This is a genomic window from Nocardioides speluncae (assembly GCF_003121585.1).
GTDB lineage: Bacteria > Actinomycetota > Actinomycetes > Propionibacteriales > Nocardioidaceae > Nocardioides > Nocardioides speluncae.
This window is the reverse complement of sequence record NZ_QEOO01000047.1, coordinates 1-25604: the sequence shown is the minus strand read 5'-3', so window position 1 is coordinate 25604 and position 25604 is coordinate 1. Positions and strand designations below refer to the sequence as shown.

The following is a 25604-nucleotide window of genomic DNA, read 5'->3' as shown; positions in this document are numbered from 1 at the left end:
GCCACCGGATTCCGAACCGGAGGTACGCCGGTAACGTGAGGCTCGTGTCGGATCTGGACGAGGAGTTCGCCGGTACGGACCTGGACCTGTCCATCTGGCTGCCGCACTACCTGCCCGCATGGAGCTCGCGCGCGGCCTCCGCAGCCACCTGGACGGTGTCCGGCTCCTGCCTCACCCTCAGCATCCCGCGAGAGCAGGCACTGTGGTGTGCCGACGACCATCGGCCCGCACTGCGGGTCTCCGGCGTGCAGACCGGAAGCCGGTCGGGCCCGGTCGGGAGCACCCTCGGCCAGCAGTCGTTCCGGAGCAACCAGGTGGTGCGCGAGGAGCAGCCCCGGTTCCAGGGGCACCTCACCGCCGGCGGCCGGGTCGAGATCCGCTGCCGGATGGAGCTGTCGGCACGCTCGATGGCGTCGCTGTGGATGGTCGGCTTCGAGGAGGTACCGGAGCAGTGCGGCGAGATCTGCGTGTTCGAGGTCTTCGGCCGGTCGGTGGCCGACGGGTTCGCGGATGTCGGCACCGGGGTGAAGGCGATCCGCGACCCGGGCCTGGCCCAGGACTTCGCGGCGCCCTCGGTCGAGGTTGACGTCGCGCAGTTCCACACCTACGCCGTCGAGTGGACGCCGGGCGGCCCGGCCACCTTCAGCGTCGACGACCGCCCGGTACGGCGCGCCGCCCGCACCCCGGTGTACCCGCTTCAGCTGATGCTGGCCGTCTTCGACTTCCCCGAGTGGACCAACGGCGCCGACGACCACCTCGAGCCGAAGCTCGTAGTGGACTACGTGCGCAGCTCAGGGTCGTCTAGGCGAAGGCCAAGACACCGGCGCTCACATGCACCCCGGAGCGCCTGACGCCCGCTCGTACGTCGCGATCACCTCTCCGCCGTCGATGCTGTACTCGAGCAGGCCGTCCGCCTGGACGGTCGCATAGCCGTAGATCATCTGTCCCGAGACCGGCCAGTCGGCCGTCGCCTCGGCACCGGCCTCCAGGCCCGGTCCGGCGTCGGTACGGCGCCAGGTTGTCTCCCCGAGCCAGAACCAGTCCATGCCGCAGTGCACGTAGAACGGTGCGTGGTAGCGCACGCCCACCTCGGGCTGCCCGTCGGCCGGAGGCGTCGTGAGCTCGATCGTGTGGGGATCCGCCGGCCCCTGGCCGACTGGCAGGTCGGCCCCGGCCGGCCAGGTGCCCAGAGACAATCCTCCGTCCGCGCCGGCCAGCACCAACGTGCTGCCGCTGTCGGTGCCGGCCACCTCGTCGACCTCGCCGAGGCCCGTTGTGTCGAGGCGAGTCCAGTCCACGCCGTCCTCGCTGGCGAAGAGGGCAGCGTCCGGCGCTCGGCCGCATTGGCCAAGGTCGGCGTAGCAGACTTCTGGCCGCGACCAGGCCTCGCCGTTCCCGCCCCCAATGGTCATGAAGCGCCCAGCCGCCGACCACAGCGGAGACCAGCCCTCGCCGCCGCCACCCGGCGCGGTCACCTTGGCCCAGGTCGCACCGCCGTCCGTGGAACGCAGGAGGTGACCGGCGTCCTCCGCCGGGGTCGCGACCACGGTTCGGCCGGTCGCCTCGAGGCCGCTCAGTGCGTATGCGTCGCGCACGACAGGGTCGTCCGAGGCAGCCCAGGTCCGGCCGCCGTCCGAGGATGCCCACAGCGCGCCGTCGCGGCCGACGCGGCCGGCGGCGAGCAGCTTCCCGTCCGCGAGCTCGAGGTGTCCGACGTACGACTCTGCCGCGCTTGCACCCGGAACGACCACCTCGGTGAACTGCCGTCCGTCGGAGCTCACCCAAACCGCCGCACGGAAGCCGCCGCTCGAAGGGTTCTCGGCAGTGCGGTACGAGCCGGCTGCGATGATGGCGCCGTCAATCTCGACCAGGTCGTTGAACTCAACCGGCCCGGTGAAGCCGGTCACGGTGACCTCCTCCCACGCCAGCCCGTCGTCACTGCGCAGCCCGATCGGGCGGTAGGTGGCCCGGTCGTCGCCGTCGACACGCTCCATACCTCCGGATCCGAGGCTGAACCAGGAACCGCCGGCCGTCCGGACCGCGCCGCCGAGACCGGCGAACCGGATTCCGGTGGACAACGGCTCACCTTTCGAGAACGCCGCCCCGCCGCGGGACAGGTGCGGCTGCAGCACACCGTCGTCGGAGAGCATCAGCACCAGAGCGTCATCGCCGGCCGTGGCGAGCACGCTCGGAAAGTCGACGCCCGGCTCGCCGTCGAGGTGCTGGGTATGGATCTCCGCGATCGTCTCAGGACCACCGGTATCCGTGCCGCACGAGGTGAGCGCGAGTAGGAACGCGCAGGCCACGAGTAGGCGGGTCCACATACTCAGTACGACGGGTTGCGCCACACCCTGGTTCCGATCGCTGAGGAGCCTGCGTCTACTCCTGCGGCGCAGGAGCCTCGTCGGATCTGATGTCGATCCGCCAGCCGGTGAGGCGGGCGGCGAGGCGGGCGTTCTGGCCCTCCTTGCCGATCGCCAGCGAGAGCTGGAAGTCGGGGACCACGACCCGGGCCGACTTGGCGGCCGCGTCGACGATCTCGACCGAGGTGACCTGCGCCGGCGACAGCGCGTGGCCGACGAGTTCGGCCGGGTCCTCGGACCAGTCGACGATGTCGATCTTCTCGCCGTGCAGCTCGGACATCACGTTGCGCACCCGCTGGCCCATCGGGCCGATGCAGGAGCCCTTGGCGTTGACGCCGGCGACCGTGGACTTCACCGCGATCTTGGTGCGGTGCCCGGCCTCGCGGGCGATCGCCGCGATCTCGACGGTGCCATCGGCGATCTCGGGGACCTCCAGCGCGAACAGCTTCTTGACCAGGTTCGGGTGCGATCGCGACAGCGTGATCTGCGGGCCGCGCATGCCCTTGCGGACCGAGACGACCAGGCACTTGATCCGGGAGCCGTGGTCGTAGCTCTCACCCGGGACCCGCTCCCCCAGCGGCAGCAGCGCCTCCAGCTTGCCGAGGTCGACCATCACGTCGTCGGGGTTGCGGCCCTGCTGCACCACGCCGGAGACGATGTCGCCCTCACGGCCGGAGAACTCGCCGAACCGGACGTCGTCCTCGGCGTCGCGCAGCCGCTGCAGGATGATCTGCTTGGCGGTGGTCGCCGCGATCCGGCCGAAGCCGTCCGGAGTGTCGTCGTACTCGGCGACGGTGTTGCCCTCGTCGTCGAGCTCGGAGGCCAGCACCGACACGTGGCCGGTCTTGCGGTCCAGCTCGACGCGCGCCTTGTCCTGCGCCCCCGGCGTCTTGTGGTACGCCGTAAGCAGGGCCTGCTCGATCGCCTCGACGAGCACGTCGAACGAGATCTCCTTCTCCCGTTCGAGCATCCGCAGGATGCTGAGGTCGATATCCATCAGGCGTCGCCTTCTTTCTTGCCAAGATCCGCCTGGGCACGGTTGAACTCGATCTGCACCTTCGCCTTGCCGACCTCGGCATAGGCCAGCCGCTGCGCCTTGCCGTCGACCTCGAGGGCCACGCCCTCATCGTCGGACTCGCCGATCCGGCCACTGAGCTCGCCGCCGCCGCTGAGCGACACCTTGACCAGCCGGCCGGCGTTGCGCCGCCAGTGCCGGGGCAAGGTGAGCGGGCGGTCGACGCCGCGGGAGGTCACCTCGAGGGTGTACGGCTGCTCGCCCATCACGTCGGACTCGTCGAGGATCCGCGACACCTCACGGGTGGCGGCAGCAACGTCGTCGAGGGTGACGCCGCCGTCCTTGTCGACGGCGACTCGCAGCACCCGGCGCTTGCCGGCAGGGGTGATCTCGATCGCCTCGATGTCGAGGTCGAGAACACTGAGGGGGCCGGCCAACTCCGCGTCGATGCTGTCGCGCAGCGGATCGGCTTGCCCGCCCTTGGCGGCTCGGCTCACAGGTGACGACCTCCTTGTGCTGTTGTCGAAATACAACCTTAGCGGCTGCTCCTTCGCTGAAAGACCGCGACGCCCTGGGGCGGCGCGGCGCCCCGGTTGTAGGGTGCCGGACGTGCTCGACTCCCCCCGCCACCCGGTCTCCCGGCGTACCGCGCTCGCGGTCGGGACGGTGGCAGCGGCCACGGCCCTCGCCGGCTGCGAGCTCGACCCACCCGAGGACGACGCGCCCGGCAAAGGTCCCGACGCCCTGCTCAGCGACGAGGAGCACGACACCGACCTGGCCGGCAAGGCCGCCCGGTCGATCTCGACCACGCTGAACGAGGTCCGAGCGGCCGCCAACCGCCACGTCGGGCTCGCCCAGGCGCTGGCCGGACTGGTCGCCATGCACGAGGCACACCACGCGCTGCTCGCCGACTCCGGCGCCGACCAGGACCCGAGCACCTCGCCGTCCGCGCCGGTCACCGCGCCGCCGTCGAGCGGCGAGGCGCTGAGCCGGGTGACGACCAGCGAGCGGAAGCTCGCCCAGCGCCTGGAGGACTGGGCGGTCAACGCCCGCAGTGGGCAGTTCGCTCGGGTGCTGGCCAGCATGGCCGCCTCGGTCGCGCAGCACGTCTCGGTCCTGCCCAAAGCCAAGGAGCCCGCCGGATGACGCCGCTGGAAGCACTTCAGGCGACGCTGGCCGCCGAGCATGCCGCGGTCTGGACCTTCGGCACCCTCGGTGCCCGGACCTCACAGTCGGCGAGCCCCCAGCTGTACGAGCGGCTCCGCGAGAGTCATCTGGTGCATCGCAACCGCCGCGACCAACTCTCCCGCGAGATCCGAGACCTCGGCGATCAGCCTGCCGCGGCCGCTCCGGCGTACGCGCTGAGCAACCCGGCGGTCACGATCGATGAGATCACCAGCGCGGCACTCGCGGCGGAGGCGGCGTGTACGGCGTCGTACGCCGACCTGGTCACCCACACCTCCGGCGCTCGACGGGCCTGGGCGGTGTCGGCCTTAACAAACGCAGCGGTCCGCAAACTCGCCTTCCAAGGAAGCCCCGAGATCTTCCCCGGAGTCGGCGAACTCACGGACCGCTGACCAGGGCCTGTCAGCGTGACCCTGGTGGGTCACCCACGCCGGGCAAGCCCGGACGTGGGTGACCACGTTTGGTGTGCCTTGCGGCACGGTCTTTCTTCGTCAGCCACGAGGTGGAGTGTGACCTTCTGTTGCAAGATCTTGCATCAGCCAGAGGCGAAAAGCACCCCTGATTCGCCTGCGAGTTCACGCACTGCAACTTCCTGCAGATTGATGCGGATTCGAACACCTCTTGCCAGTGCCGGAAATGCCCGACAACGACCGGACCGCCCCCGCCTTCGGGCGGGAGCGGTCCGGGGTCACGCAGGTCAGCCGCGATGCGCCGCCCACATCTGGGCCATCCGGTCACTCTGGCCCGGGGTGAACTGGTTGTAGCAAGAGTCGTAGCTGTAGTCCATGTAGTTGTGGATCGGGTCCACGCCGGGCAGGTTGCACGAGTCCCGGCCGATCGGGCAGCCACTGGTCGAGCCGCTCTGCGCGGGCGTGTCCGCGACCTCGTCGTTCTTCGCCGTACAGCCGCCCTGGAAGGTGTGGTAGAGCCCCATCCAGTGGCCGACCTCGTGGGTCGCGGTCTCGCCGAGGTTGAAGTTGGCGATGCCGCCGCCGGGGAGCGAGTCGAAGTGCACCCGGACGCCGTCGATCTTCTTGTTGCCGCCCCACGGGAAGGTCGCGACACCGAGGTATTCGAAGTCGACCAGCCAGATGTTCAGCGCGTTCGTGCCGCCCTGGCGGGTCTGCGCCCGGTACTTCGAGCTGTTGCCGTCGACGTGCCAGGTGTCGTTGAAGAAGCGGTCCACCCCGGCCAGAGAGAAGGTGAAGCCGGTGTTGGCGGCATCGCCCGACTCGCCGCCCGCGAAGGTGTTGTTGAGTACGTCGATCTGGTCGGCGATCTGGGCGTCGGTGACGTCGCCGTCGCCGTTCGCGGCGGCCATCACGTGGACGTAGGTGGGGATGGTGGCGGAGGCGGCCGCGGCCTCACTCAGCGAGAGCCCCTTCCTGTCCAGCAGGGCCTTGGTCTGCTTCTCGATCGCGGCCTGCTCGGCGCGGCTGACATGCGGGTGGTCGAGCCCGCCGTGGCCGCCCCGTGCGTCGGCCGCGTCGCCGCCGGCCTCCGGCACGATGCAGTCGAAGAAGTCCGTACCACCGGAGCCGAGGCTGTCAGGACCCGGCTGCGCCTGCGCGCTGAGCCCGCTCGCGACCATCCCGACCGTGACCAGGGCTGCCGCGGCGCCGGCCATTCGAAGCTGCTTGAGACGCATGATCCAGTCCTTCCGAGTGGGCACCCCTGGCGGTGGGTGCCGTTGACGGAGGATCGTGCATCACCCGTCACGGAAAGAACAGGGTCAAGCGTGGATCCAGGCAAAGCGCTGGATCCTGGTCAGCTCCAGCCGGCCACGATCGCGCCGACGTCCAGAAGCCGGTGGGCGACCGCGTCCGGCTCGCCCTCGGAGTGCCCGATCTGCTCCGGCGGGATGTCGCTGTGCGGGACGTGGATGGCCCTCAGGCCGGCGTTGTGAGCGCCCCAGATGTCGTCGTACAGACGGTCGCCGACGAACGCGCAGCGCGCCGGGTCGGTGGCGCCGACGGCGTCCATCGCGGCCCGGAAGGCGCGCTCGGACGGCTTGGTCCAGGGCAACTCGCTGGTGTAGACGTCGCCGTCGATCAGGTCCAGCAGGCCGTCGCGCTCGAAGATCTCCCGGTGCCAGCCGCGCGGCCAGATCGTGTTGGACAGGATGCCGACCTTGATCCCACGCTCGCGGAGCTCGGTGAACAGCGGTACGGCTTCGGGGTCGGTCTCGGTGTGCGGGCGCCAGAACTCCCGGTACGCCGTGAGCAGGTCGATGTCGTGGCCGATCCCGGCCTCGTTGAACAGGTCGGCCACGGTGGCGCTCTGGTGGTGGTCGCGAGATCGGCCCCAGACGGTCTGGTTAGCGTCGCGGAGCTTGGCCACGACCTCCTCGGGCGGCAGGTCGTGCTCCACCGCCGCCTCCGCCAGCGCCCGCGCCTCGTCATCGAAGTCGACGGTGTGCCACGGCGTGAGGGTGCCGCCCCAGTCGAAGATCACCGCGTCCATTCCCATGAGCGGATTTTAGGGCGGGCCGGCCGGATAACCTGCAAGGGTGAGCGACGAAGACCCGTTGGGACGACTCTCGGCCGACCCCGAGTGGCAGCGCCGGATGCGCGAGACCGAGCGGGAGTTCAGCAGCCGGCGCCGGGCGCACGAGCGACGCCGCCGGCTCAGCAGTGCCCGCGGCCGGCTCCCCCGGGCGCCCCGGGTCTCCTGGATCTTCCTCGCCCTGCTGGCGGCCACCCTCGTCTGCGCGGCCGTGCTCTGGCTGGACGTCGGGCCGGCGCAGCCGTTCGTCTTCGTGTTCGTGCTCGCGGGCTGGCTGGTGACGCTGTGCCTGCACGAGTTCGCGCACGCCTGGGTCGCGCACCGCGGCGGTGACGACTCGATCGCCGAGCGCGGCTACCTCGAGCTCAACCCGCTGAAGTACGGCCACCCGATCCTGACCTTCGTGCTGCCGCTGGTGATGCTGGCGTACGGCGGCCTGCCGCTGCCCGGCGGCGCGGTGCTGGTCCACCAGCACCGGCTCCGTAGCAGGCTGCGCGCCTCGATGGTGTCGCTGGCCGGCCCGGCGACCAACGCCGTGCTCGCCGTCGTCCTCCTCGCCGTGGTCGCCGTTCTCGGGCCCGACTGGATCACCAGCACCGACGAGCCGCACGCGCCGTTCTGGGCGGCCCTGACCTTCCTCGCCTTCCTGCAGGTGGCGACCGTGGTCCTCAACCTGATCCCGGTGCCCGGCCTGGACGGGTACGGCGCGCTGGAGCCCTGGCTGCCCGACGGCGTCCGCACCGCCCTGGCTCCCCTGCACCCGTTCGGGATCCTGATCGTGTTCGCCCTGCTCACGATGCCACCGCTGCGCGACCTCTTCTCCGACGTCGTGCAGTGGCCGGTAGACGCCACTGACGCACCCGTCAATGGCGTCTACTTCGGCGACGTGCTCTTCCGGTTCTGGCGGGAGTGGTTCTAGAACCGTGAGGCGAACGGGGCCGGGATGAGGAGCTCGACGTTGCGGTCCTCGATCCCGCCTCGAGCATCCCGAGATGGCACGCGGTGTTGCCAGTCGTTGACGCTCAGCTCCCGAGACAGCGCCGCGAGCTCGAGCGGGCTTCGGGGATGCCGCCCGGGCCGCAGCGGCGCAGCGTGGTCGACGATGGTGCCGAACACCGACAGGGTGCCGTCCCGGTTGTCGACGAGCTCGACGACCCGCGCCTGCTGCGGCCAGTCGATGTGGGCCGCGGTGTTGACCTCCCAGAACCCACCCGGGACCGGTGACCCGGCGGGCCGCCGGAATGGGGTGACGTTGTTGCGGTGGGTGTGGCCGTTGACCCAGAGCACCACGTTCGGGAACCGCAGGAGCAGGTCCCGGAGCTGCGGGCCGAGCACCCGGCCGGGACCGGTGTTGTTGGTCATGGTGCCGATGGTGTGGTGGCTGAACAGAACGAACAGCCTGTCGTGCCGCCCACCGCGCACGAGCTTGCCGGTCTCGTCGAGGTGGTGGCGGCTGCCGGCGGTGAGCTCGTCCGTCAGCCAGGTGAGCTGGTCGGAGTCGAGCGAACCGTCGGAGCCGCCGTTCTGGTTGACGCTGTCCAGCACCAGGCAGCGCACCTGGCCCTGGTCGAAGGCGTAGTAGGCGTTACCGGTACGCAGGTTCTGGCGGGTGTAGCCGTGACCACGGGGCCACCCACTGGTCCGGAAGTGCTCCGCGATGGTCTCGGCCCGGCTCAGCTGGCGGCGGGCCGGGTCGGCAGTGACAATGCGCCGAGGTCCCGAGAAAAGCAGCTGAATCGCAGCAGGATCGCCGGCCAGGATTCCGAGGAGCAGCGCGATCAGGTCGACGCCCGGAGGCAGATCGGTGATCTTGATGTTGCCGGTGGCGATGGCGTCGGTCAGGTCGGAGGCCGCGACCGTGCCCTGAACCAGGCCGTCGTGGTTGCCGAACGTGCTCAGCCAGGGTGTCCGCAGGCCGGTCGCCCGGAACGGTCGCCGGGCCGCGTCGAGCAGTCCGGGCACGGTTGGGAAGCCCGAGTTCGCGCGTCTGAGGTCGTCGGCCTGTCCGGGAGGAGTGCCGTCCGGATGCCAGTAGTGGACGTCGTACGACTCCCAGTCGGCCACGCCCTCCCACTTGGTCAGGTCACCGGAGTCCGGGCGGATCCGCACGCCGTCGAGCAGGTCGATCTGCCAGCGCAGCTCGTTGTACTGCATGTTGTCGACGTTGTCGCCGGTGCACATCGTGAAGCGCAGAGGAGCACCGGTCGCCGGGCCACGCCGTACCCGGTTCATCGCCTGGACCATGGACTCCGCGACCTGGGCCGACAGCATCTCCTGGGCCCGGTAGGCGCCGCTGAGCCCCAGGCCCGCGAACGGTGAGCCGGGATCGTCGAGGCGGTCGAGGAACTCGGTACGGGCCGGCGACTGGGCGTCGATGATGTGCTGGTCGGTCAGGTGGCCGAACGCGACCAGGGTCCGGCGACGGTGACTGCGCCCCGTGTCCGCCCGGCCCGACAGGTCGTCGCGGACCAGGTACGGCTCGCCCGGTCCGCTGTTCAGCAGCCGGTAGCCACCGGCGCCAGGCTCGCCGTACACGATCGTCCGGCGCAACGTGGTGGTGCCGCGGGCCGCATGCTTGGCCTTGGCCGTCGCGGATGCCGTGGCCGACTCGGCCGGCGCCCCTGACGCGGTCGACGCCAAGAACGCCGCTCCTGCGGCGCCGGCACCGGCGCCCAACAACGTACGCCGGCTGAGCGCGCCGTCTGATTCTGCTTCCTCGTCCTTCATCTCTGCCTCCCCTGGAAATCCTCAGAGTGGCAGCCTGCCGCGTGCGCGGCCGATTGACCAGGTGTTCTAGTCCTCCAGGTCGTCGAGCGTGCCCTCCGCGACCTCGCGCAGCTGGTCGGCGATCTCGTCGCCGTCGAGGTCGGCGGCATCCGTGCTGGAGTAGGCGTTCCACGTGGCCTGGTAGGTCAGCCCACCGTCGAGGATGCCGAGGACGACCTCACCGCCGGCGTACTCGCCGTCCGAGGTCTGGGTGACCAGGAATGCCTGGTCGCCCAGGTCGGACAGCTCCTCGACGGTGTAGTCGACGCCATCGGTCTCGTCGTACCCGTTGTAGGCGAGGTAGCGAGACTCGAACTCCGGCTCCGGGTCGGTCTCCTTGTGCAGGTCGGCCCAGGTGTAGTGATAGCCGGAGACCGAGCCCTCCCCGGTCAGCGAGGTGAAGCACGACATCGAGTCGATCGCGTCGTGCTCGGTGCCCCGGCTCGTCGGGTTCTCGCTCGTGCCGGAGGCCTCGGAGACGGTGAACCCGGACTCCTCGAGCGGCTTCAGGTCGACCGCCTTGCAGAGGTCGTCGGTGTACTCGTAGTCGCCGAGGCTGACGCTGCCGCCGAGGACGCCGGTGAGCAGCAGCGCACCCAGGACCGCCCCCCACACCAGCGACGCGACCAGGAATCCGCCGAGCGCCCAGAGCCACCCCTTGCCGCCGGTACGGCGAGGCGGCTGGCCACCGGCGGGCGGACCGTAGGCCAGCCCGGCGGGCGGTTGGTACGGCGCCGGCGGCTGGCCCGGCTGCTGCTGGCCGGGCGGAGGTCCCGCCGGCTGGACGCGGGTCGGCTCCGAGCCCTGCGGCGGCCCGGCCGGCGGTCCGGCCGGCGGCGGGTTCGGGTGCGGCGGACGGCTGCGGGTGGGCTCGGACTCGCCGGTCGAAGACATGCGGTGAACCTATCGGAGACCGCGCGCCTGCCGTACCGAAGAGTACGACGGTTCCGGCGGCCTGAAACCGACCTACTCTTCGGTACTGTGGGCGCTCATGCCCAACGCGGCCGCCAGGTGGTCCGGCACCGGGTAGGGCCGCTCGACGGGCAGCAGCTCGGTAGCGCCGGCGACGTCAGCGGCCGCGGCAAGTCTCTGGACGCGGCGGGCCAGGTCGGTGATGTCCTTCAGGCCGACGATCGAGTCGTGCCAACGGCGCGCGGCGCTGCCGCCGAGGCCGATCTGGATGGACCGGTGGTCCAGCGGCTGGTGGTGCAGGTCCCGCTCCGGGTCCCACTGGATGCGGACGTCGTGGTCTTGCAGGCCGGCGGCCCAGTCATCGTGCGATGCATGGAGACCCGGGTCGACGTGGCTCAGCCAGGCTTCGCCCAGCAACGCCTCGAAGCCCGCGCGCTCCAGGCGGATCGCGAGCACCCGCTCCTGCCCCGGCTTGGTCGCCCAGCCGCAGCGGTACATCATCCACAGGAAGGACGGCTTGATCCAGGTCATGCGGTCGAGCTTGAACGGCGGCACGAAGCGCCCGGCGGCCTCCGCCGGCCCGGCGATGTGTGGCGAGTAGGCCTGATAGACGGTGAGGTGCCGATCATCGAAGTCGGCCCGCACCTGCCGGTACGGTGTCGGATTCTCATTCATGCCGACACCGTACCGACTTTATTGTCAAATGGACCAATTAGTTTCTGCGGACCAGACCGACCAGGTGGGTGACGGCGTCGGCCACGGCGACGTCGGTGGCCTCACCGGTACGCCGGTCCTTGACCTCGACGTTGCCGTCGACAAGCCCCTTGCCGACCGTGACTCTGGTGGGTACGCCGATCAGCTCGGCGTCCTTGAACTTCACTCCCGGGCTGATCTTGCCGGCGCGGTCGTCGTAGATCACGTCGATGCCGGCTGCCGCCAGGTCGGTGGCCAGCTTGTCGGCCGCCTCGAAGACCGCCGGGTCCTTGCCGGCCGCGACCAGGTGGATGTCCGCCGGGGCAACGTCGCGCGGCCAGCACAGGCCGCGCTCGTCGAGGGTGTTCTCGGCGATCGCGGCGACGGCGCGGGACGGGCCGATGCCGTAGGAGCCCATCGTGACCGTCACCAGCTTGCCGTTGACGTCGAGGACCTGCAGGCCCAGCGCGTCGGCGTACTTGCGACCGAGCTGGAAGATGTGGCCCATCTCGATGCCGCGGGCGGCGTGGAGGGTCCCGGAGTCGCAGTTGGGGCAGGCGTCGCCCTCGCGGACCTCGGCCGCCTCGATGGTGCCGTCCGGCGTGAAGTCGCGGCCCACGACCAGGTCGAGGACATGCGATCCGGGAACGTCCGCGCCGGTCACCCAGCGGGTGCCCTCGACCACGCGCGGGTCGACCAGGTAGCGGATCTGGGAGTCCGACTTCTCGCCCAGCGCGCCGGGGCCGATGTAGCCCTTGACCAGCGCCGAGTGCTTCTTGAACTCGACGTCGTCCATGGCCTCGACCTCGATCGGCTCCAGCTGGCCCTCGAGGCGCTTCTGGTCGACCTCGCGGTCGCCGGGTACGCCGATCGCGAGCGGCTCGCGGGTGCCGTCGGGGTGCTTGAGCACGACCAGTACGTTCTTGAGCGTGTCGCCGGCCGCCCAGGGCCGGTCCGCGCGCGGGAACTTCTCGTTGAGGTGGTCGACCAGCGTCTCGATGGTCGGCGTGTCCGGGGTCTCCTCGGCATGCGCGGCGGGAGCGTCGTCGTACGGAACGGCGTCGGGCGGCCGGACCGCGACCGCCTCGACGTTGGCGGCGTAGTCACAGTTGCTGCAGCGGACGTAGGTGTCCTCGCCGACGGCGGCGGTCGCCAGGAACTCCTCGGACTTGGACCCGCCCATCGCCCCGGACGTGGCCTTGACGATGACGTAGTCGAAGCCGAGCTTGTCGAAGATCCGGATGTAGGCGTCGCGGTGGGCCTGGTAGCTCGCGTCCAGGCCGGCGTCGTCGACGTCGAAGGAGTAGGAGTCCTTCATCACGAACTCGCGCCCGCGCAGGATGCCCGCGCGGGGCCGCGCCTCGTCGCGGTACTTGGTCTGGATCTGGTAGATCGTCAGCGGCAGGTCCTTGTACGACGAGTACAGGTCCTTCACGACCAGCGTGAACATCTCCTCGTGGGTCGGGCCGAGGAGGTACTCCGCGTCCTTGCGGTCCTTGAGCCGGAAGATGTTGTCGCCGTACTCGGTCCACCGGTTGGTGGCCTCGTAGGGCTCCTTCGGCAGCAGCGCCGGGAAGGAGAGCTCCTGGGCGCCGATCGCGTCCATCTCGTCGCGAACGATGTTCTCGATCTTGCGCAACACGCGCAGGCCCAGCGGCAGCCAGGTGTAGATGCCCGGGGCGTTGCGGCGGATGTAGCCCGCGCGCACCAGCAGCTTGTGGCTGGGCACCTCCGCGTCGGCCGGGTCGTCGCGAAGCGTGCGGACGAAGAGCTGGGACATGCGCAGGACCCGCCCAGTGCTGCCTGAGCGTCCGGTCCCGGTGCTGAGAGTCATGCGCGCAAGGCTACTTCCGGGGGTGGTTCCGGGACCAAACGGATTAGGTGTGTTGTCGCGCCAGATAACTTCGGAATCGATGCAACCAGCCGGCACCGGTTTGCGTCTTGGACTCGGACAGACACACCGACACCCGACTTTGGGGGAACCATGAAGCGACTGCTCACCGCCTGCGCCGCCACCGCCGCCATCGCCGTACCACTCGCGATGCTGCCGGCAGCGGCCCACGCCGAGCCCACGAAGAACCTCGCGCCGAACCAGATCGACCGCGGCCCGAACCCGAAGATCCCGTACGTCGACGGCAGCACCGTCGTCGACGGCACCCGCAAGGTGAAGGTCAACGCCGCCCAGGTGCAGCTGCTCGGCAAGGCCGGCACCGCGTCGTACATCGTCGTTGCCGCAGGCAGGGACGGCGGCAACGCGCGGCTGCTCCGGGTCCGCGCCGGCCAGCCCGCAAAGGTGCTCGCCCGCGGCGACCAGACCTACGAGGCCGTGCTCAGCGGCAACGGCACCCGGGTCGCGCTGACCACCCGCGAGAGCGGTGCCCGGACCACGATCAAGGTGATCAGCACCAGCACCGGCACGACCCAGCGGACCGGCACCTTCCAGGGCTCGGTCAACAAGCTGGACTTCGCCGGCGACCGGGTGCTGCTGTCGAGCTGGGGACCGGCGCGCACGTTCGTGTGGAACTACAAGACCAACACCCGCAAGACCATCAACAACAAGACCGGCTACGAAGGCAGCTTCAAGAGCAATCGGCTGGCCTTCTACACCGCAGACCCGTTCGAGGACGGCTGCTCGGTGCTGACCCGGATCACCGCGCCGACCACGCCGATCTGGCGCTCCTGCACGGACCGGGTCGCCGCGATCTCGCCCGACGCCTCGCGTCTCGCGACGATCGACATTTTGTCCGACGGCCTCGGCCCGCGGCGGGTCACCATGCGCACCGGTGCCGGCCGCGCGCTGGTGACCTACAAGACGTCCTGGTTCGGCGCGATCGAGTGGGAGACCAACCGGGCGCTGCTACTCGAGACTCACGGCCAGACCTGGACCGCCACCGTCCGGGCGACGGCCACCACCGTCAACCGGGCCACCAAGCTGACCCGCACCGTCCAGCCGTAGCACCGAACCAGGAACGCCGGGGCGGCCTTGCCGCCCCGGCTTTTCGTCGTCTCCTCGCGACAACAAGTGGCGCGGTTGGAGCATCCGATGTGTAGGCGCGAACGGCACGCCAGATCCGCACCTCACCAGGAGATCACCATGAACCGACTTCTCGCGGTCGTCACTGCAACGGCGGCCCTGCTCGTCCCGCTCGGCGCAGCCGCGGCATCAGCCCAGGCCGAGCCGACCACACCGCTCCGCCCGGCCGAGATCAAGCGCGGACCCAACCCCCAGGTTCCGTACGTCAAGGGCACCACGATCATCGACGGCGACCGCCGGATCAAGGTCAATGCAGGCCGGATCGGCCTGCACGGCACCGCCGGCCCGTCGGCGTACATCGTCGGCGCCTCTTCGGCGAGCGGCGAGAACCGGCGGCTGCTGCGGGTCGCTGCCGACGGCACGACCAGGGTCCTGCTGCGGGCCGATCTCCGAGCGCTGAGCACCGTCCTGGTCGCCGATGACGGCGCCCGGATCGCCTACCTTTCCGCCGAGGGGCGGCGGAAGTCCACTGTGAAGGTGCTCAGCGCGGTGACGGGCGGACTTCAGTACCAGCGCTCGTTCTCCGGCTGGACCAGCCTGCACGATGTCGACGGACGCCGCCTGCTGGCGACGGTGTGGGGCAACAACGGACCCCGCACGCTTATCTGGCGGCTGGGTGGCACCAATCGAACCGTGGTGTTCAAGGACGCCTACACCGGCGACCTGTCCGCCAACCGGGTGGCGTTCTACTCCAAGGACCCGTACCAGGGCGGCTGCTCAGTGCTGACCCGGATCTCCCGGCCCGCTGACCGGATCTGGCGCTCCTGCCGAGACCGGATCGAGCCCGCTTCACCCGACTGGAGCCGGCTGATGACCGTCGGCCTCCTCGACGACGGGCTAGGTTCCCGGGCAATCACCATGCGCACGGGCACCGGCCGCGCGCTTCGGACCTTCACCGTGGACGGCTGGTTCGACCTGTCCGAATGGGAGGACAACCGAACCATTCTCGTGGTCACCCACGGTGAGCACTGGACCGCCACGATCCGGTGTACGGCGTCGTCCTGCAACCGCGCGAGCAAGCTGACCCGCACGGTCTGGCCGTAACCAATCCGTGTCCGCCCCCAGCCCATCTTTGGTCGGCCGGGGCGAAACTTCTCGCCCATGGACTGCATCTGATCTGTACCAACCAGCCACCAAGGGGAACCATGAAAACCCTGCTCACGGCCGGAGTCGCTGCGGCCACGCTGCTCGCACCACTGACCTTGCTGACCGCGGCGACTGCTACCGCACCCACCACGACCCTGCGTCCGGCTCAGATCGAACGCGGGCCCAACCCGAAGATCCCGCACGTGGACGGCACGACCGTCGTCGACGGGTCGCGCCGGATCAGGGTGAACGCCGACTTCGTCGCGCTGGTCGGCAAGTCCGGGACCGACTCCTACATCGTCCATGCCTCGAACGACGACGGTAGCAACGTGCGGCTGCTGCGGGTGAGCACTCGCGCAAGGAAGGTGCTGGCCCGCGGCGAACATGCCTGGGAGACCGAGCTCTCGGCCGACGGCAAGCGGATCGCCTCTGTGGCTCACTCGGGCAACGGCCGCTCCAGCACGGTCCGCGTGATCAGCGCGAAGACCGGCGCTGTCCTGCACCGAGGTTGGTTCGCAGGCACCGTGAGTCTTCTGGAGTTCACCGGAGGCCGCGTGCTGCTGTCCCAGTTGCGCGGACCCGGCGGCCGGACGCTGTGGTGGAACCCCACCGCCAACACACGGACGACACTCATCAAGAAGGTCGCCTACCTAGCCGACGCCCGGGCCAACCGGCTGGCGTTCCACACCGCGGACCCGTTCGAGGGCGGCTGCTCGGTGTTGAGCAAGCTCTCGTCGCCGTCGACACGGATCTGGCGCTCATGCCGAGAGCGGGTGGCGGCGATCTCCCCGGATGCCTCCCGGCTCGCCACCGACACCATCATCGAGGACCACCCGGACGCGGGAGTGACGCACGTGCGCACCGGCGCTGGCAGGCTGCTCGCCACGTATCGCGCCGAGGCATTCGGACGCGTCCAGTGGGAGACCAACCGAGCGCTGCTCATGGAGACCCACGGCCGGACCCGGGCCGCGACCATCCGGTGTACGCCGACCGCCTGCAATCGGGCCTCCAAGCTCAGCCCTAGCCAGGCGAGTTTCAGGAGCGATGCAACCGGTCGCGGCGTGCATGCGTAGAGAAGCCGGAACATCACACCGAACCGACTGGGGGACTCACAAATGAAACGACTGATGATGGCGTGCGGAGCGGCCGTTGCTCTCGCCGTACCACTCGCGCTACTGCCGGCCGCCAATGCCGCCGCGCCCACCACCACGCTCTCGCCCGGCCGGATCGAGCGCGGCCCCGATGTCCGCATCCCGCACATGGAGGGGACCACCGTGGTCGACGGGTCGCGCCGGATCAAGGTCCGCGCCCAGGGGGCTGTGCTGCTCGGCAAGGTCGCCCCGACGGCGTACGTCGTCTGGGCGTTCGGCTCCCAGGCCCAGCGGGTCCTGCGGGTGACGCCCCACGGCGTGCGGGTACTGGTCCCGAGCAGCAACCTCGCCACCGCGGTGCTCTCCAGCGACGGCAGCCGGGTGGCCGTGGAGCCGGTCGGCGACCACACCGGCACCACCGTGAAAGTGTTCAGTGCCAAGACCGGCGACCTGCTCCGCAAGCGGCGCTTCAACTTCTCAGCGCAGCTGCTGGACTTCGGCGACCGACTGATCCTCACCGGCTTTCCGAACCGGACCGTCCGGACCTTCTGGTGGAACCACCGCACCAACGTCACCCAGCGGATCGTCGCGAAGAACACGTACTTCGCCGACACCAGGACCAACCGCCTCGCCTACACCACCTTTGGACCGGACGGAGACTGCACGGTGTTGGCCGCGATCTCCGCACCCCGCAAGCCGATCTGGCGCACGTGCGGCGACCACGAGGTACGTGCCATCTCTCCGGACGGGTCTCGAATTGCCACCGGCAGCCCGGCTGGGGAAGGGACGAACCGGATGACCATCCGCACCGGCAACGGACGAGCCCTGGCGCACTTCCGGGTCCAGTCGCTCGAGGGCCGGCCCGCGGGATTCGGCCCGGTCGCCTGGGAGACCAACCGAGCGCTGCTGATGCTGACGCGCGGTCCCTACAAGACCGCCACCATTCGGTGTACGGCGACCAGCTGCAACCGGGCATCCGCCTTGACCCCGACCGAGTGGCCTGAATGAATCACGCGCACCGCCAACCGCGACCGGCCTCGGCCGGTCGCGGTTGTATTTCTCTTCTGGCCGAATCGCGTTCTTTACGCAACTAGTGGGTATCTCCCGGAAGTTCTTCGAGGGTATGAGTGGTCAGGGTGCGTGCAGCGCAAGGCGTCGGAGGGAGGCGGGCCGGTGGCCCGACGACCGACGACAACGCAGCGATGTGCGTGCCCTGGCCGCTCAGACCCCGACGAACTTCCGGAGATGCCCACTAGCGACGCCCTCCCTGCGTCTAGCAGGTCAGCACGTTGCTCACAACACTCAATGGGGGAAGAAAGATGAGACGAGCATTTCTGGCCATCATGGCCGCCACCGCAGTAGCAGCGACCGTTCTGCCGTCCGGCGCTCTGCCGGCGGCTCACGCGGAGCCCACGAAGAACCTCAAGCCCGCCGCGATCAAGCGAGGGCCAGATCCTAGAATCCCGCACGTCCAAGGCAACACGGTCGTCGACGGCGACCGGCGAATCGTGGTGAACGCCCAAGTGGTGCGCCTCCTCGGCAAGGCCGGCCCGGCGTCGTACGTCGTGCAGGCGAGCGCCGGGAGCGGTGCCAACCTGCGCCCGCTGCGGGTCGGCGTCGGCCAGCCGGCGAAGGTCCTGCTGCGCGGCGAGAAGACCTGGAGCGCGAAGCTCAACACCAGCGGCACGCGTGTCGCCGTCACCGACAGCCAGACCAGTCAGCGCACGCTGCTCAGGCTCATCGATACCCGGAGCGGCACCTCCGTGCGCACCGCCAGGTTCACGGGTCTGGTCCGCGAGAAGCTCGACTACGACGGCAACCGGCTGCTGCTGACGATCAAGTTCCCCGACCGCACGGTCCTCTGGAACACCCGCACCAACACCCGGCGCATGGTCAAGGCCAAGTTCGGCTACCTCGCCGACTTCAAGGCCGACCGGCTGGCCTACTACACCGGCGGCACAGCGCACGAAGGCAACGGGTGCTCGGTGCTCACCCGGATCTCGGCGCCGAGCAAGCCGATCTGGCGCTCCTGCCGGTACAGGATCACGGCGATCTCGCCGGACGCGAGCCGGCTGGCGACCGATCTCACCCTCGACCCGGGCCAGGGCACGAGCCCGGTGACGGTGCGCAATGGATCCGGCCGGGCGCTGCACACGTTCACCGCACACCACGGCTTCTCTGGCTTCACATGGGAGACCAATCGCGCGCTCCTGATGGAAACCAACGGCAGTCGCTGGACCGCCCTGACCCGGTGCACCGGGACCCGCTGCAACCGGGCCTCAGCGCTCAGGCCGGTCGGCAGCTAACAGCCTTGTCGGACGTCAGGGGCGCGTGGCTCGGGTCGGGCGCGCCTGACGTCTTGGCGGCGTGTGTACGTCGAAGTGGATGGTCTGCTGGGCGAGTGCCGAGTGCGGGACGGCGTCGGCGGTGATCAGCCCGAGCCGCTCCAGGAACGTGAACCGGGCCGCCTCGACGCGGAACCGGCGCGCGTCCATCACTGGGTGCCAGATCGTGTAGCTGCCGACGTCGCCGTCGCGGCGCCGGTACCAGCCGGCGGTCGGGTGGGTGAGCGTGCGGAGCACGTCGGCGACCTCCAGGAAGCCGTCCAGCGGGCCCAGCGGTCCCGGTTGCTCGACCAGCTCGCAGTGGCTCTCGTCCGAGGCGTCCACGGCGGTCATCTGCCAATGGGCTGGTGTGCCATCCCAGACGCCGGCGATGCTGATCCGGCTGCGCCGCCACGGCATCTGCCACAGCAGCTTCGGGACCACCACCAGCGGATGGTCGAGGCTGGTGCCGAAGAACCAGACGCCGGGCTCGCCGTGCGCGCGGACGTAGGTGCGGTAGTTGATCTGCCCACAGGTGATCGAGACCGGGCGGAAGAACCGGAAGTGGTAGTCGCGGTCGCGGAACACGACCGCCGACACCAGCGCGCCCGTCGTACCGTCCTCGAACGCGAACTCCTCCGGCTCGAAGCCCTCCGGTAGGTGCCGCGCGACCGCCTCGGCCGTGACCCGGTAGGTGATGATCGCGAAGTCGTCCAGCTCGGTCGTGGAGTGGTGCCAGCGCAGCGGCGGGCGCGTCGTACCGTCGAACGTCACCGGATCACGGGGTACGAGCGGCCTTGAGCGCGGTCCGGATCAGCGGCAGCTGCAGCGGCAGCCGGCCGATGGCGATGCCCTTGAAGGTCTTGTTGCTCGACCCGGCGGCGTCCTTGGCCATCTTGAGGTTCGCCGGGTAGACAGCGAGCAGCAGCGCCGCACTCCCCCAGCCGGCGGCCTTGCGGGTCCGCGGGTACAGCAGCCCAGCGGCCAGCGCCAGCTCGGCGACGCCGGACACCAGGATCAACTCGCGGTGCGCCGGGATCAGCTTCGGCATCATCGGCTCGTAGACCGAGGGCTTGACCAGGTGCACCACCCCGGAGGTGGCGAGGAGACCGGCCAGGCCGAGGACATCCTTGGGTGTGCTCACACCGAGGACGCTACCGGCCGATGCAACCACCGGCGCGGCTTTTGCGTCGTGAGTACGACGGACGCCCTCGGAACCCAGGAGACCTCGAATGCGGATGCCACTCGCCAAGTCACTGTTTGCCATGGCCGGCCTCGCGCTTGCCGCACCCCTGTTGAGCGCCAGCGGCACCGCTGGCACCACCGCCGTCGCGTCGGTCGACGACGTGCCGACCCTCTTCCTGGCCCCAGCCGAGCTGGACCGCGGCGGGAACGCTCGGATTCCCTACCTGGACGGCAAGACGATCGTGGACGGCTCCCGGCGGATCCCGGTCCGGGCCGAGGACGTGGAGCTCTACGGCCGGTCCGGTACGGCGTACATCGTCCGGACCGAGTCGAAGTCCGAAGCCCGCACGTTGGTCCGGGTCGGGCGCGACGGCCGGTGGAAGGTGCTGGACCGGCACCCGTCGAGCTACATCCAGCTGTCCAACGACGGCCGGCGGGTTGGCATGTTCGAGCCGATCGACTCCGACGGCAGCACCGCCCAGGTGATCGACGCGCGGACCGGCGCTCGGGTCGCCAGCCGGTTCTTCCGGTCCGCCGTCTTCAGCCTGGACTTCGGCAGGCGGGTGCTGCTCACCGACGATCTGGGCCGGAACGGCCGGACGTTCTGGTGGGACGTCGATCGCGACACCATCACCGTCGTCAAGCGAGCGTCCGCGCTGTACGCCGATATCCCGGCCAACCGCCTCGTCTACGAGACCGACGGGAACTGGTGCTCGGCGCTGAGCAAGCTCACCGCGCCGTCGGTCGTGCTCTGGCGCTCGTGTCGCGAGACGGCGGTGGCGGTCTCGCCCGACGGCGAGCGGTTCGCCACGCTGCCGGCCGACCTGAACCAGGGGCAGGACCAGGTCATCCTCCGCGCTGCCGACGGCCGGACCCTGGTCCGGTACCGCGCAAACTTCTTCAGCAAGGTCCGCTTCGACACCGAGCGGTCACTGCTGCTGGAGGTCTGGGGCCGGCGATGGGCGGCCGAGGTCCGCTGCGTCCGGCTAAGCTGCCACCGCGCCTCAGCGCTCACGAGATGGTGACCGGTCAGAACATGATCGTGGAGAACCGCGCGGTCTCCCGGAAGCCGACCCGCTCGTAGGAGCGGCGAGCGGCCAGGTTCCATTCGTTGACGTAGAGCGAGGCGACGGGCGCCACATCCTTGATGACGTACGCCGCGACCGCGGCCATCCCGCGCGAGCCGATCCCCTCGCCGCGCCGGTCCGGCGGCACGTAGACGCCCTGCACCTGCGCGGCGTACGGCGACACGCAGGCGACCTCGGCCTTGAACACCACCCGGCCGCCCTCGAACCTCGCGAAGGACCAGCCGCGCGCGATCAGCTGGCTGACCCGGGCCCGGTAGAGGTCCGCGCCGCCGCCGTCCTCGGGCGAGACGCCGACCTCCTCGGTGTACATCGCCACGCACGCCGGGTAGAGCCGCTCCAGATCCTCGCGGGTGGTGCGCCGTACCAGCGGGTCCGGCTCCAGCGTGGGCTTGCCGGCGAGCTCGAGGTGGCGTTGCTGCCACCGGAGCTCGCGGGGCCGCCCCCACTCCTGCGCCGCGACCTGCCAGAAGGTCTCGACGGCGTCGTGCAGCCCGACGATGGTGGCCGACACCCGACCCCGGGCCAGCGCCCGCTCGGCGAACGCCACCACGGCCTCGCGGTCGGCCTGCACCGGCACCAGGTTCGCGCCGACGTGGCAGGCGGCGGTCATCCGGCCGTCGGTGAACCGGCCCCACATCTCGCCGCCCAGCCAGCGCGGGTCGAGGTTGGTGGTCCGGGCCCGGTAGTCGGCGAACACGTTGACCACCGGGTCCACGGCGGCGAGCGCCAAGAACTCGGGCAGGTCGGACGCGCCGAGCAGGCGGATTCCGTGCCGGGTGGTGAGCACGATCGGAGCCTAACTCGTTGGGTCAGCACGAACGGTCAAGCGTGATGTCGGTGGACGGCGCGAGACTGGGTCCATGACTGGACCGACCGCCGGGATGCCCCGCGACCGGCTGCGCGAGCTGCTGGATGCCGTGCTCGACGAGGAGGCCGGTGACCGCGACCAGATGGCGCGCCGGGCCTACAGCTCGCCGTACCACTTCAGCAGGGAGTTCCGCCGCGGGACCTACGAGTCGCCGGTGGCGCTGCGGCGCCGGGTGATCCTGGAGCGCGCCGGCTGGCGGCTGCGCAACGGCGAGCAGGTGACCGAGGTGGCGCTGACCGAGGGGTACGAGTCGGTCGAGGGCTTCTCCCGTGCCTACTCGCGCGCATTCGGACACCCGCCGAGCGCGGCCCGCGCGCATCCGCAGCGCTGGCTGGACGCGCCCAACGGCATCCACTTCCACCCGCCGACCTCGCTGTGGGTCGACACCACGACCACGCCCGCCCAGGAGGCTCCGATGGACCCCACCACCCAACTCGTCCACCACGACGTCGACGACACCCGCGCGCTGCTCGAGCTCGCCGGCAAGGTCGCCACCAAGGACTACGACCGGACCCTGATGCCCCGCCACGAGGTGCTCGGCTGGGACGGTCCGGAGGAGTCGATCGCCGCGATCCTGGAGAAGCTGATCTGGACCAAGGAGGTCTGGCTGGCCGCAATCGACGGCGCCGACCTGCCGAACCGCGGTGGGCGCGACCTCGGCACCCTGGTGACCCGCCACGAGGCCGTGGCGCCGCGGTGGCTGGCCGCCGTCCAGCGGTTCGAGGACGAGGGCCGGTGGGGCGACATCCTGATCGACGCCCTGTGCGACCCGCCGGAGAGCTTCGTGATCGGCAGCGTGGTCAGCCACGTGCTGACGTACTCGGCGTACCGCCGTCAGGTGGTCCGCCAGCTGCTCCGCAGCGTCGGCGTCAAGGCCGACCACGGCGACCCGATCATGTGGCTGCGCGAGCGTGCGCAGCCCGCCACAACCGACCCCGGAAGGAACGGCTCATGACCCTGACCCAGTTCTACACAGCGACCAGCCTGGACGGCTTCATCGCGGACGAGAACCACTCCCTCGAGTGGCTGTTCCGCCAGGAGCAGGACCGCAAGGGCGCCCTGAACTACGACGACTTCTACGCCGAGGTCGGCGCGCTGGCGATGGGCAGGTCGACCTACGACTGGGTCCTCGACCACGAGTTCAAGGAGAAGCCGGTCGAGGAGTGGAAGTGGGTCTACGACGTCCCGACCTGGGTCTTCACCCACCGCGAGCCACGGGTCGTCCCGGGCGCGGACATCACCTTCACCGGTGACGACGTGCCGGCCGTGCACGACGCGATGGTCAAGGCCGCCGACGGCCGCAACGTGTGGATCGTCGGTGGCGGCGACCTGGCCGGCCAGTTCGCCGACCACGGCCTGCTCGACGAGGTGATCGCGTGCTTCGCGCCGGTGATGCTCGGCGCCGGCGCCCCGCTGCTCCCCCGCCGCCTCGACCTGGAGACGGTCGAGGTCCATCGGAACGGCGCGTTCGCCTGCGGTCGCTACCGGGTCGTGAAGCCCGAATCGTCGGTCGAGTAACGCCTACCAGATCGACTCCGCCCACTCCGGGTGGTCGATGAACGGGTTCCGGTTGTGCTGGTAGGTGGTGAAGATGATCTCGTTGCGGCGCTGCTCGGTGGCACTGACCGGGTCGGCGGCGTGCCAGGCGAGGAGCGTCGACAGCTTGCCCATGTACGGCGCGGAGCCGTTGCTGGTCGACTGGTTCGGCTCCAGGTCGGGCCAGGAGTCATCGCCTTCGTAGCGGATCGACATGTAGAGGATCATCCGGGCCACGTCGCCCTTGACCGCGTCCCGCGGCTCGAACGAGTCGCCGTCGGTGAAGCAGTCGGTGCAGCCGCTCACCGGAGAGCCGCCGTTGTCGAAGTCCTTGTTGCCGCGGACCGAGTTGACGCCGACGTCCTCCGGGCGGAGATGGTGGATGTCGGTACCCGGACCTGCCGACGTACCGAGGTCGCCGTGGGACTGCGCCCAGACGTGCTCGCGGTTCCACTGGCCGGAGCCGCCGCCGTTGCTGGACTTGCTGATCGACCGCCCGGTGTAGAGCTCGATCACGTTGTTGCTGTTGGCGGGGTCCTGGTCGGTCGCCTTGAGCGCGTTCCACACCTGGTCGTAGCTGAGCCGGGTGTGATCGTCGATGATCTCGTGCAGCGCGGCCCGCAGCGCGGGCCCGGTCTTGCCCTCGGCGTCCGCGTAGTAGTCACCCGGGTCGCCCGGCGGATCGGTCGGCGGCGTGCTGCCGACGACTGTGAACGCCGTGCCGTTCTTGAGCCCGGCGTGGGAGAAGTACGCCGTGAGCTGGCCGGTCACGTCGATCTGCTTGCCGCGCAGGCTGGGGTTGGTCCGCAGCCCGAACGACGCGCGGAACTGGTCCGGGATCTGCACGTAGAGCATCCGCGAGGTGCTGGTCTCCGAGGCGGACGCGGCGAGCGCGAGCGCGTAGTCGTTGGGGTAGTTGCTGGTCACCACCGTGTTGGTGGCGGTCGGCTGGCCGACGACGTACCCGCGCACGGTCGCGGTCGAGCCGTTCTGGGTCGCGATGGCCTGGCCGACGGTGATCGGGGTGGCCGCTCCGGCCGACTGGGTGGCCGGTGGGGCGAGGGTGACGGCCACCAGGAACGCGACGAAGAGGACGGTGATCCTGCGTGTTCCGAGAGTCGAGGTCATACCAACCACGATCCACCGAAAAGGTAAAGGATGGCAGAGGCACGGCCGGTGTCGGCCACGGTGTTCGCGGAGCATTCACCGGCGGTACGACGGCCGACTTCCTTGGCGAGTGGAGTGGTCTACAGTTTCGGCCCGAGCCCGCGAGCGGCGGGAACCACGCGCAGCCGGAAGGCGTCGGACCCTCATGCGAACGAACTCTCGGAAGACCCTGACCACGCTCGCCGCCGGACTCCTGGTGCTGGCGCTGGCCGGCTGCGGCGAGGAGGAGCCGACCACCGCCAACGAGCCGTCGAGCACCCCGAGTACGTCGTCCAGCCCCGGCAGCCCGGACACCACCGACCCGACCGACGCCGCGACGTCCGATGCCGGCCAGGACGGTCCGGTGGACTTCGAGCTGGTCGAGATCGTCTCCGCCACAGAGGGCGGTGGCACCGTGACCACCACGCCGACCCAGCTCGGCGGCGCGGGCAAGGTCGACGCCTTCGTGGCGAAGCTCAACGGTCCCGAGCTCCCTCAGGAGGTGCGGAGCACCGTCAAGGGGGTGCGGCCCGCTCCCGACGAGGGCCTGTTCGCGGCCGTGGTGGCCATCGGCTGCGACGTACCCCACGACATCACCCTCGAGCGCGCCGCCGGCAAGCTGGTGGTGAAGCCGGTGATCAAGAAGACCGGTATCGAGTGCTTCGCTCCGGTCACCAGCGTCGCGGTGTTCACCGCGCCCACCGGCACCTAGGGATGCGCTGATCATCGGACCAGTTGGCGAGTGAGTAGCAGGCGCGGGCCTCAGGGTGTGGTCGTGGGGTCTGGGAAGTTCTGCCAACCGGTCCC

26 protein-coding genes are annotated in these 25604 nt (G+C 69.9%); 13 read left to right on the top strand and 13 right to left on the bottom strand.

Going from position 1 to position 25604, the window contains the following annotated elements; translation table 11 throughout:
• The first annotated feature begins 44 nt into the window (after positions 1–44).
• Entirely contained in the window at positions 45–851 is an 807-nt protein-coding gene (locus DDV73_RS24525) for a glycoside hydrolase family 16 protein (protein WP_206051076.1), read from the top strand.
• Here the strand turns inward: DDV73_RS24525 and DDV73_RS24520 are convergent.
• The 3 genes from DDV73_RS24520 to rimP are packed head-to-tail and all read right to left on the bottom strand — an operon-like array spanning position 828 to position 3875.
• The gene (locus tag DDV73_RS24520; protein WP_154402896.1) at positions 828–2324 is read right to left on the bottom strand and encodes a sialidase family protein; all 1497 of its coding nucleotides are present in this window, start codon (positions 2322–2324) and stop codon (positions 828–830) included. The two genes, DDV73_RS24525 and DDV73_RS24520, sit on opposite strands and share 24 nt — an antisense overlap.
• A gap of 55 nt (positions 2325–2379) precedes the next feature.
• Positions 2380–3360, bottom strand: a complete 981-nt coding sequence (gene nusA / locus DDV73_RS24515) for a transcription termination factor NusA (RefSeq protein ID WP_109509907.1) — start codon at positions 3358–3360, stop codon at positions 2380–2382.
• Positions 3360–3875: a ribosome maturation factor RimP gene (gene rimP / locus DDV73_RS29395; protein WP_420818488.1), complete on the bottom strand. Its 516-nt coding sequence runs from the start codon at positions 3873–3875 to the stop codon at positions 3360–3362. Before rimP ends, nusA begins: the two co-directional genes overlap by 1 nt.
• A gap of 112 nt (positions 3876–3987) precedes the next feature.
• On the opposite strand from rimP, the gene DDV73_RS29390 reads away from it, so the two are divergent.
• On the top strand, positions 3988–4524 hold the full coding sequence (locus DDV73_RS29390) for a hypothetical protein (RefSeq protein WP_240617458.1): 537 nt from the start codon (positions 3988–3990) through the stop codon (positions 4522–4524).
• The gene (locus DDV73_RS24500; RefSeq protein ID WP_109509904.1) at positions 4521–4955 is read left to right on the top strand and encodes a DUF4439 domain-containing protein; all 435 of its coding nucleotides are present in this window, start codon (positions 4521–4523) and stop codon (positions 4953–4955) included. The genes DDV73_RS29390 and DDV73_RS24500 overlap by 4 nt, the downstream gene beginning before the upstream one ends.
• 305 nt (positions 4956–5260) lie before the next feature.
• On the opposite strand, the gene DDV73_RS24495 is transcribed toward DDV73_RS24500, so the two are convergent.
• Together DDV73_RS24495 and DDV73_RS24490 are read right to left on the bottom strand one after the other, a co-directional pair.
• Positions 5261–6211, bottom strand: a complete 951-nt coding sequence (locus DDV73_RS24495; RefSeq protein ID WP_240617457.1) for a zinc metalloprotease — start codon at positions 6209–6211, stop codon at positions 5261–5263.
• A gap of 119 nt (positions 6212–6330) precedes the next feature.
• Complete coding sequence (locus DDV73_RS24490; protein ID WP_109509902.1) at positions 6331–7032, bottom strand: HAD family hydrolase; 702 nt, start codon at positions 7030–7032, stop codon at positions 6331–6333.
• Positions 7033–7072: 40 nt separating this feature from the next.
• On the opposite strand from DDV73_RS24490, the gene DDV73_RS24485 reads away from it, so the two are divergent.
• Positions 7073–7987, top strand: a complete 915-nt coding sequence (locus tag DDV73_RS24485) for a site-2 protease family protein (RefSeq protein WP_109509901.1) — start codon at positions 7073–7075, stop codon at positions 7985–7987.
• Here the strand turns inward: DDV73_RS24485 and DDV73_RS24480 are convergent.
• From DDV73_RS24480 to DDV73_RS24465, 4 genes are all read right to left on the bottom strand, one after another.
• Positions 7984–9795 (bottom strand): TIGR03767 family metallophosphoesterase, encoded by a 1812-nt coding sequence (locus tag DDV73_RS24480; protein ID WP_109509900.1) that lies wholly within the window; start codon positions 9793–9795, stop codon positions 7984–7986. The two genes, DDV73_RS24485 and DDV73_RS24480, sit on opposite strands and share 4 nt — an antisense overlap.
• A 66-nt stretch (positions 9796–9861) precedes the next feature.
• A complete protein-coding gene (locus DDV73_RS24475) occupies positions 9862–10728 on the bottom strand; it encodes a hypothetical protein (protein WP_109509899.1) in 867 nt (288 codons plus the stop codon).
• Between the two features lie 72 nt (positions 10729–10800).
• Positions 10801–11421, bottom strand: coding sequence for a DUF4291 domain-containing protein (locus DDV73_RS24470; protein ID WP_109509898.1), 621 nt, complete (start codon positions 11419–11421; stop codon positions 10801–10803).
• 37 nt (positions 11422–11458) lie between these two features.
• On the bottom strand, positions 11459–13273 hold the full coding sequence (locus tag DDV73_RS24465; protein WP_240617456.1) for a proline--tRNA ligase: 1815 nt from the start codon (positions 13271–13273) through the stop codon (positions 11459–11461).
• Between the two features lie 150 nt (positions 13274–13423).
• Between DDV73_RS24465 and DDV73_RS24460 the strand changes: the two genes are divergently transcribed.
• The 5 genes from DDV73_RS24460 (at position 13424) to DDV73_RS24440 (ending at position 18956) form a co-directional block, all read left to right on the top strand.
• The gene (locus tag DDV73_RS24460; RefSeq protein ID WP_109509896.1) at positions 13424–14395 is read left to right on the top strand and encodes a WD40 repeat domain-containing protein; all 972 of its coding nucleotides are present in this window, start codon (positions 13424–13426) and stop codon (positions 14393–14395) included.
• Between the two features lie 138 nt (positions 14396–14533).
• Positions 14534–15517 carry a hypothetical protein gene (locus DDV73_RS24455; RefSeq protein ID WP_109509895.1) on the top strand — a complete coding sequence of 328 codons (984 nt, stop codon included), beginning with the start codon at positions 14534–14536 and terminating at the stop codon, positions 15515–15517.
• A 101-nt stretch (positions 15518–15618) separates the two neighbouring features.
• Positions 15619–16632, top strand: coding sequence for a hypothetical protein (locus tag DDV73_RS24450; protein ID WP_109509894.1), 1014 nt, complete (start codon positions 15619–15621; stop codon positions 16630–16632).
• A gap of 42 nt (positions 16633–16674) precedes the next feature.
• The gene (locus DDV73_RS24445) at positions 16675–17658 is read left to right on the top strand and encodes a hypothetical protein (RefSeq protein ID WP_154402895.1); all 984 of its coding nucleotides are present in this window, start codon (positions 16675–16677) and stop codon (positions 17656–17658) included.
• 311 nt (positions 17659–17969) lie between these two features.
• The gene (locus tag DDV73_RS24440; protein ID WP_154402894.1) at positions 17970–18956 is read left to right on the top strand and encodes a hypothetical protein; all 987 of its coding nucleotides are present in this window, start codon (positions 17970–17972) and stop codon (positions 18954–18956) included.
• Positions 18957–18971: 15 nt separating this feature from the next.
• On the opposite strand, the gene DDV73_RS24435 is transcribed toward DDV73_RS24440, so the two are convergent.
• Together DDV73_RS24435 and DDV73_RS24430 are read right to left on the bottom strand one after the other, a co-directional pair.
• Positions 18972–19748: a DUF2071 domain-containing protein gene (locus DDV73_RS24435; protein ID WP_109509891.1), complete on the bottom strand. Its 777-nt coding sequence runs from the start codon at positions 19746–19748 to the stop codon at positions 18972–18974.
• Between the two features lie 4 nt (positions 19749–19752).
• On the bottom strand, positions 19753–20118 hold the full coding sequence (locus tag DDV73_RS24430) for a DoxX family protein (RefSeq protein ID WP_109510004.1): 366 nt from the start codon (positions 20116–20118) through the stop codon (positions 19753–19755).
• Between the two features lie 88 nt (positions 20119–20206).
• On the opposite strand from DDV73_RS24430, the gene DDV73_RS24425 reads away from it, so the two are divergent.
• Positions 20207–21184 carry a hypothetical protein gene (locus DDV73_RS24425; RefSeq protein ID WP_109509890.1) on the top strand — a complete coding sequence of 326 codons (978 nt, stop codon included), beginning with the start codon at positions 20207–20209 and terminating at the stop codon, positions 21182–21184.
• A gap of 4 nt (positions 21185–21188) precedes the next feature.
• Here the strand turns inward: DDV73_RS24425 and DDV73_RS24420 are convergent, their stop codons facing one another.
• The gene (locus DDV73_RS24420) at positions 21189–22034 is read right to left on the bottom strand and encodes a GNAT family N-acetyltransferase (RefSeq protein WP_109509889.1); all 846 of its coding nucleotides are present in this window, start codon (positions 22032–22034) and stop codon (positions 21189–21191) included.
• A gap of 73 nt (positions 22035–22107) precedes the next feature.
• On the opposite strand from DDV73_RS24420, the gene DDV73_RS24415 reads away from it, so the two are divergent.
• Positions 22108–23070 (top strand): helix-turn-helix transcriptional regulator, encoded by a 963-nt coding sequence (locus tag DDV73_RS24415; RefSeq protein WP_109509888.1) that lies wholly within the window; start codon positions 22108–22110, stop codon positions 23068–23070.
• Positions 23067–23633: a dihydrofolate reductase family protein gene (locus tag DDV73_RS24410; RefSeq protein ID WP_109509887.1), complete on the top strand. Its 567-nt coding sequence runs from the start codon at positions 23067–23069 to the stop codon at positions 23631–23633. The genes DDV73_RS24415 and DDV73_RS24410 overlap by 4 nt, the downstream gene beginning before the upstream one ends.
• 3 nt (positions 23634–23636) lie before the next feature.
• Here the strand turns inward: DDV73_RS24410 and DDV73_RS24405 are convergent, their stop codons facing one another.
• On the bottom strand, positions 23637–24779 hold the full coding sequence (locus DDV73_RS24405) for an endonuclease (RefSeq protein ID WP_109509886.1): 1143 nt from the start codon (positions 24777–24779) through the stop codon (positions 23637–23639).
• A gap of 184 nt (positions 24780–24963) precedes the next feature.
• Between DDV73_RS24405 and DDV73_RS24400 the strand changes: the two genes are divergently transcribed.
• Positions 24964–25509: a hypothetical protein gene (locus tag DDV73_RS24400; protein WP_109509885.1), complete on the top strand. Its 546-nt coding sequence runs from the start codon at positions 24964–24966 to the stop codon at positions 25507–25509.
• Positions 25510–25604 lie beyond the last annotated feature (95 nt).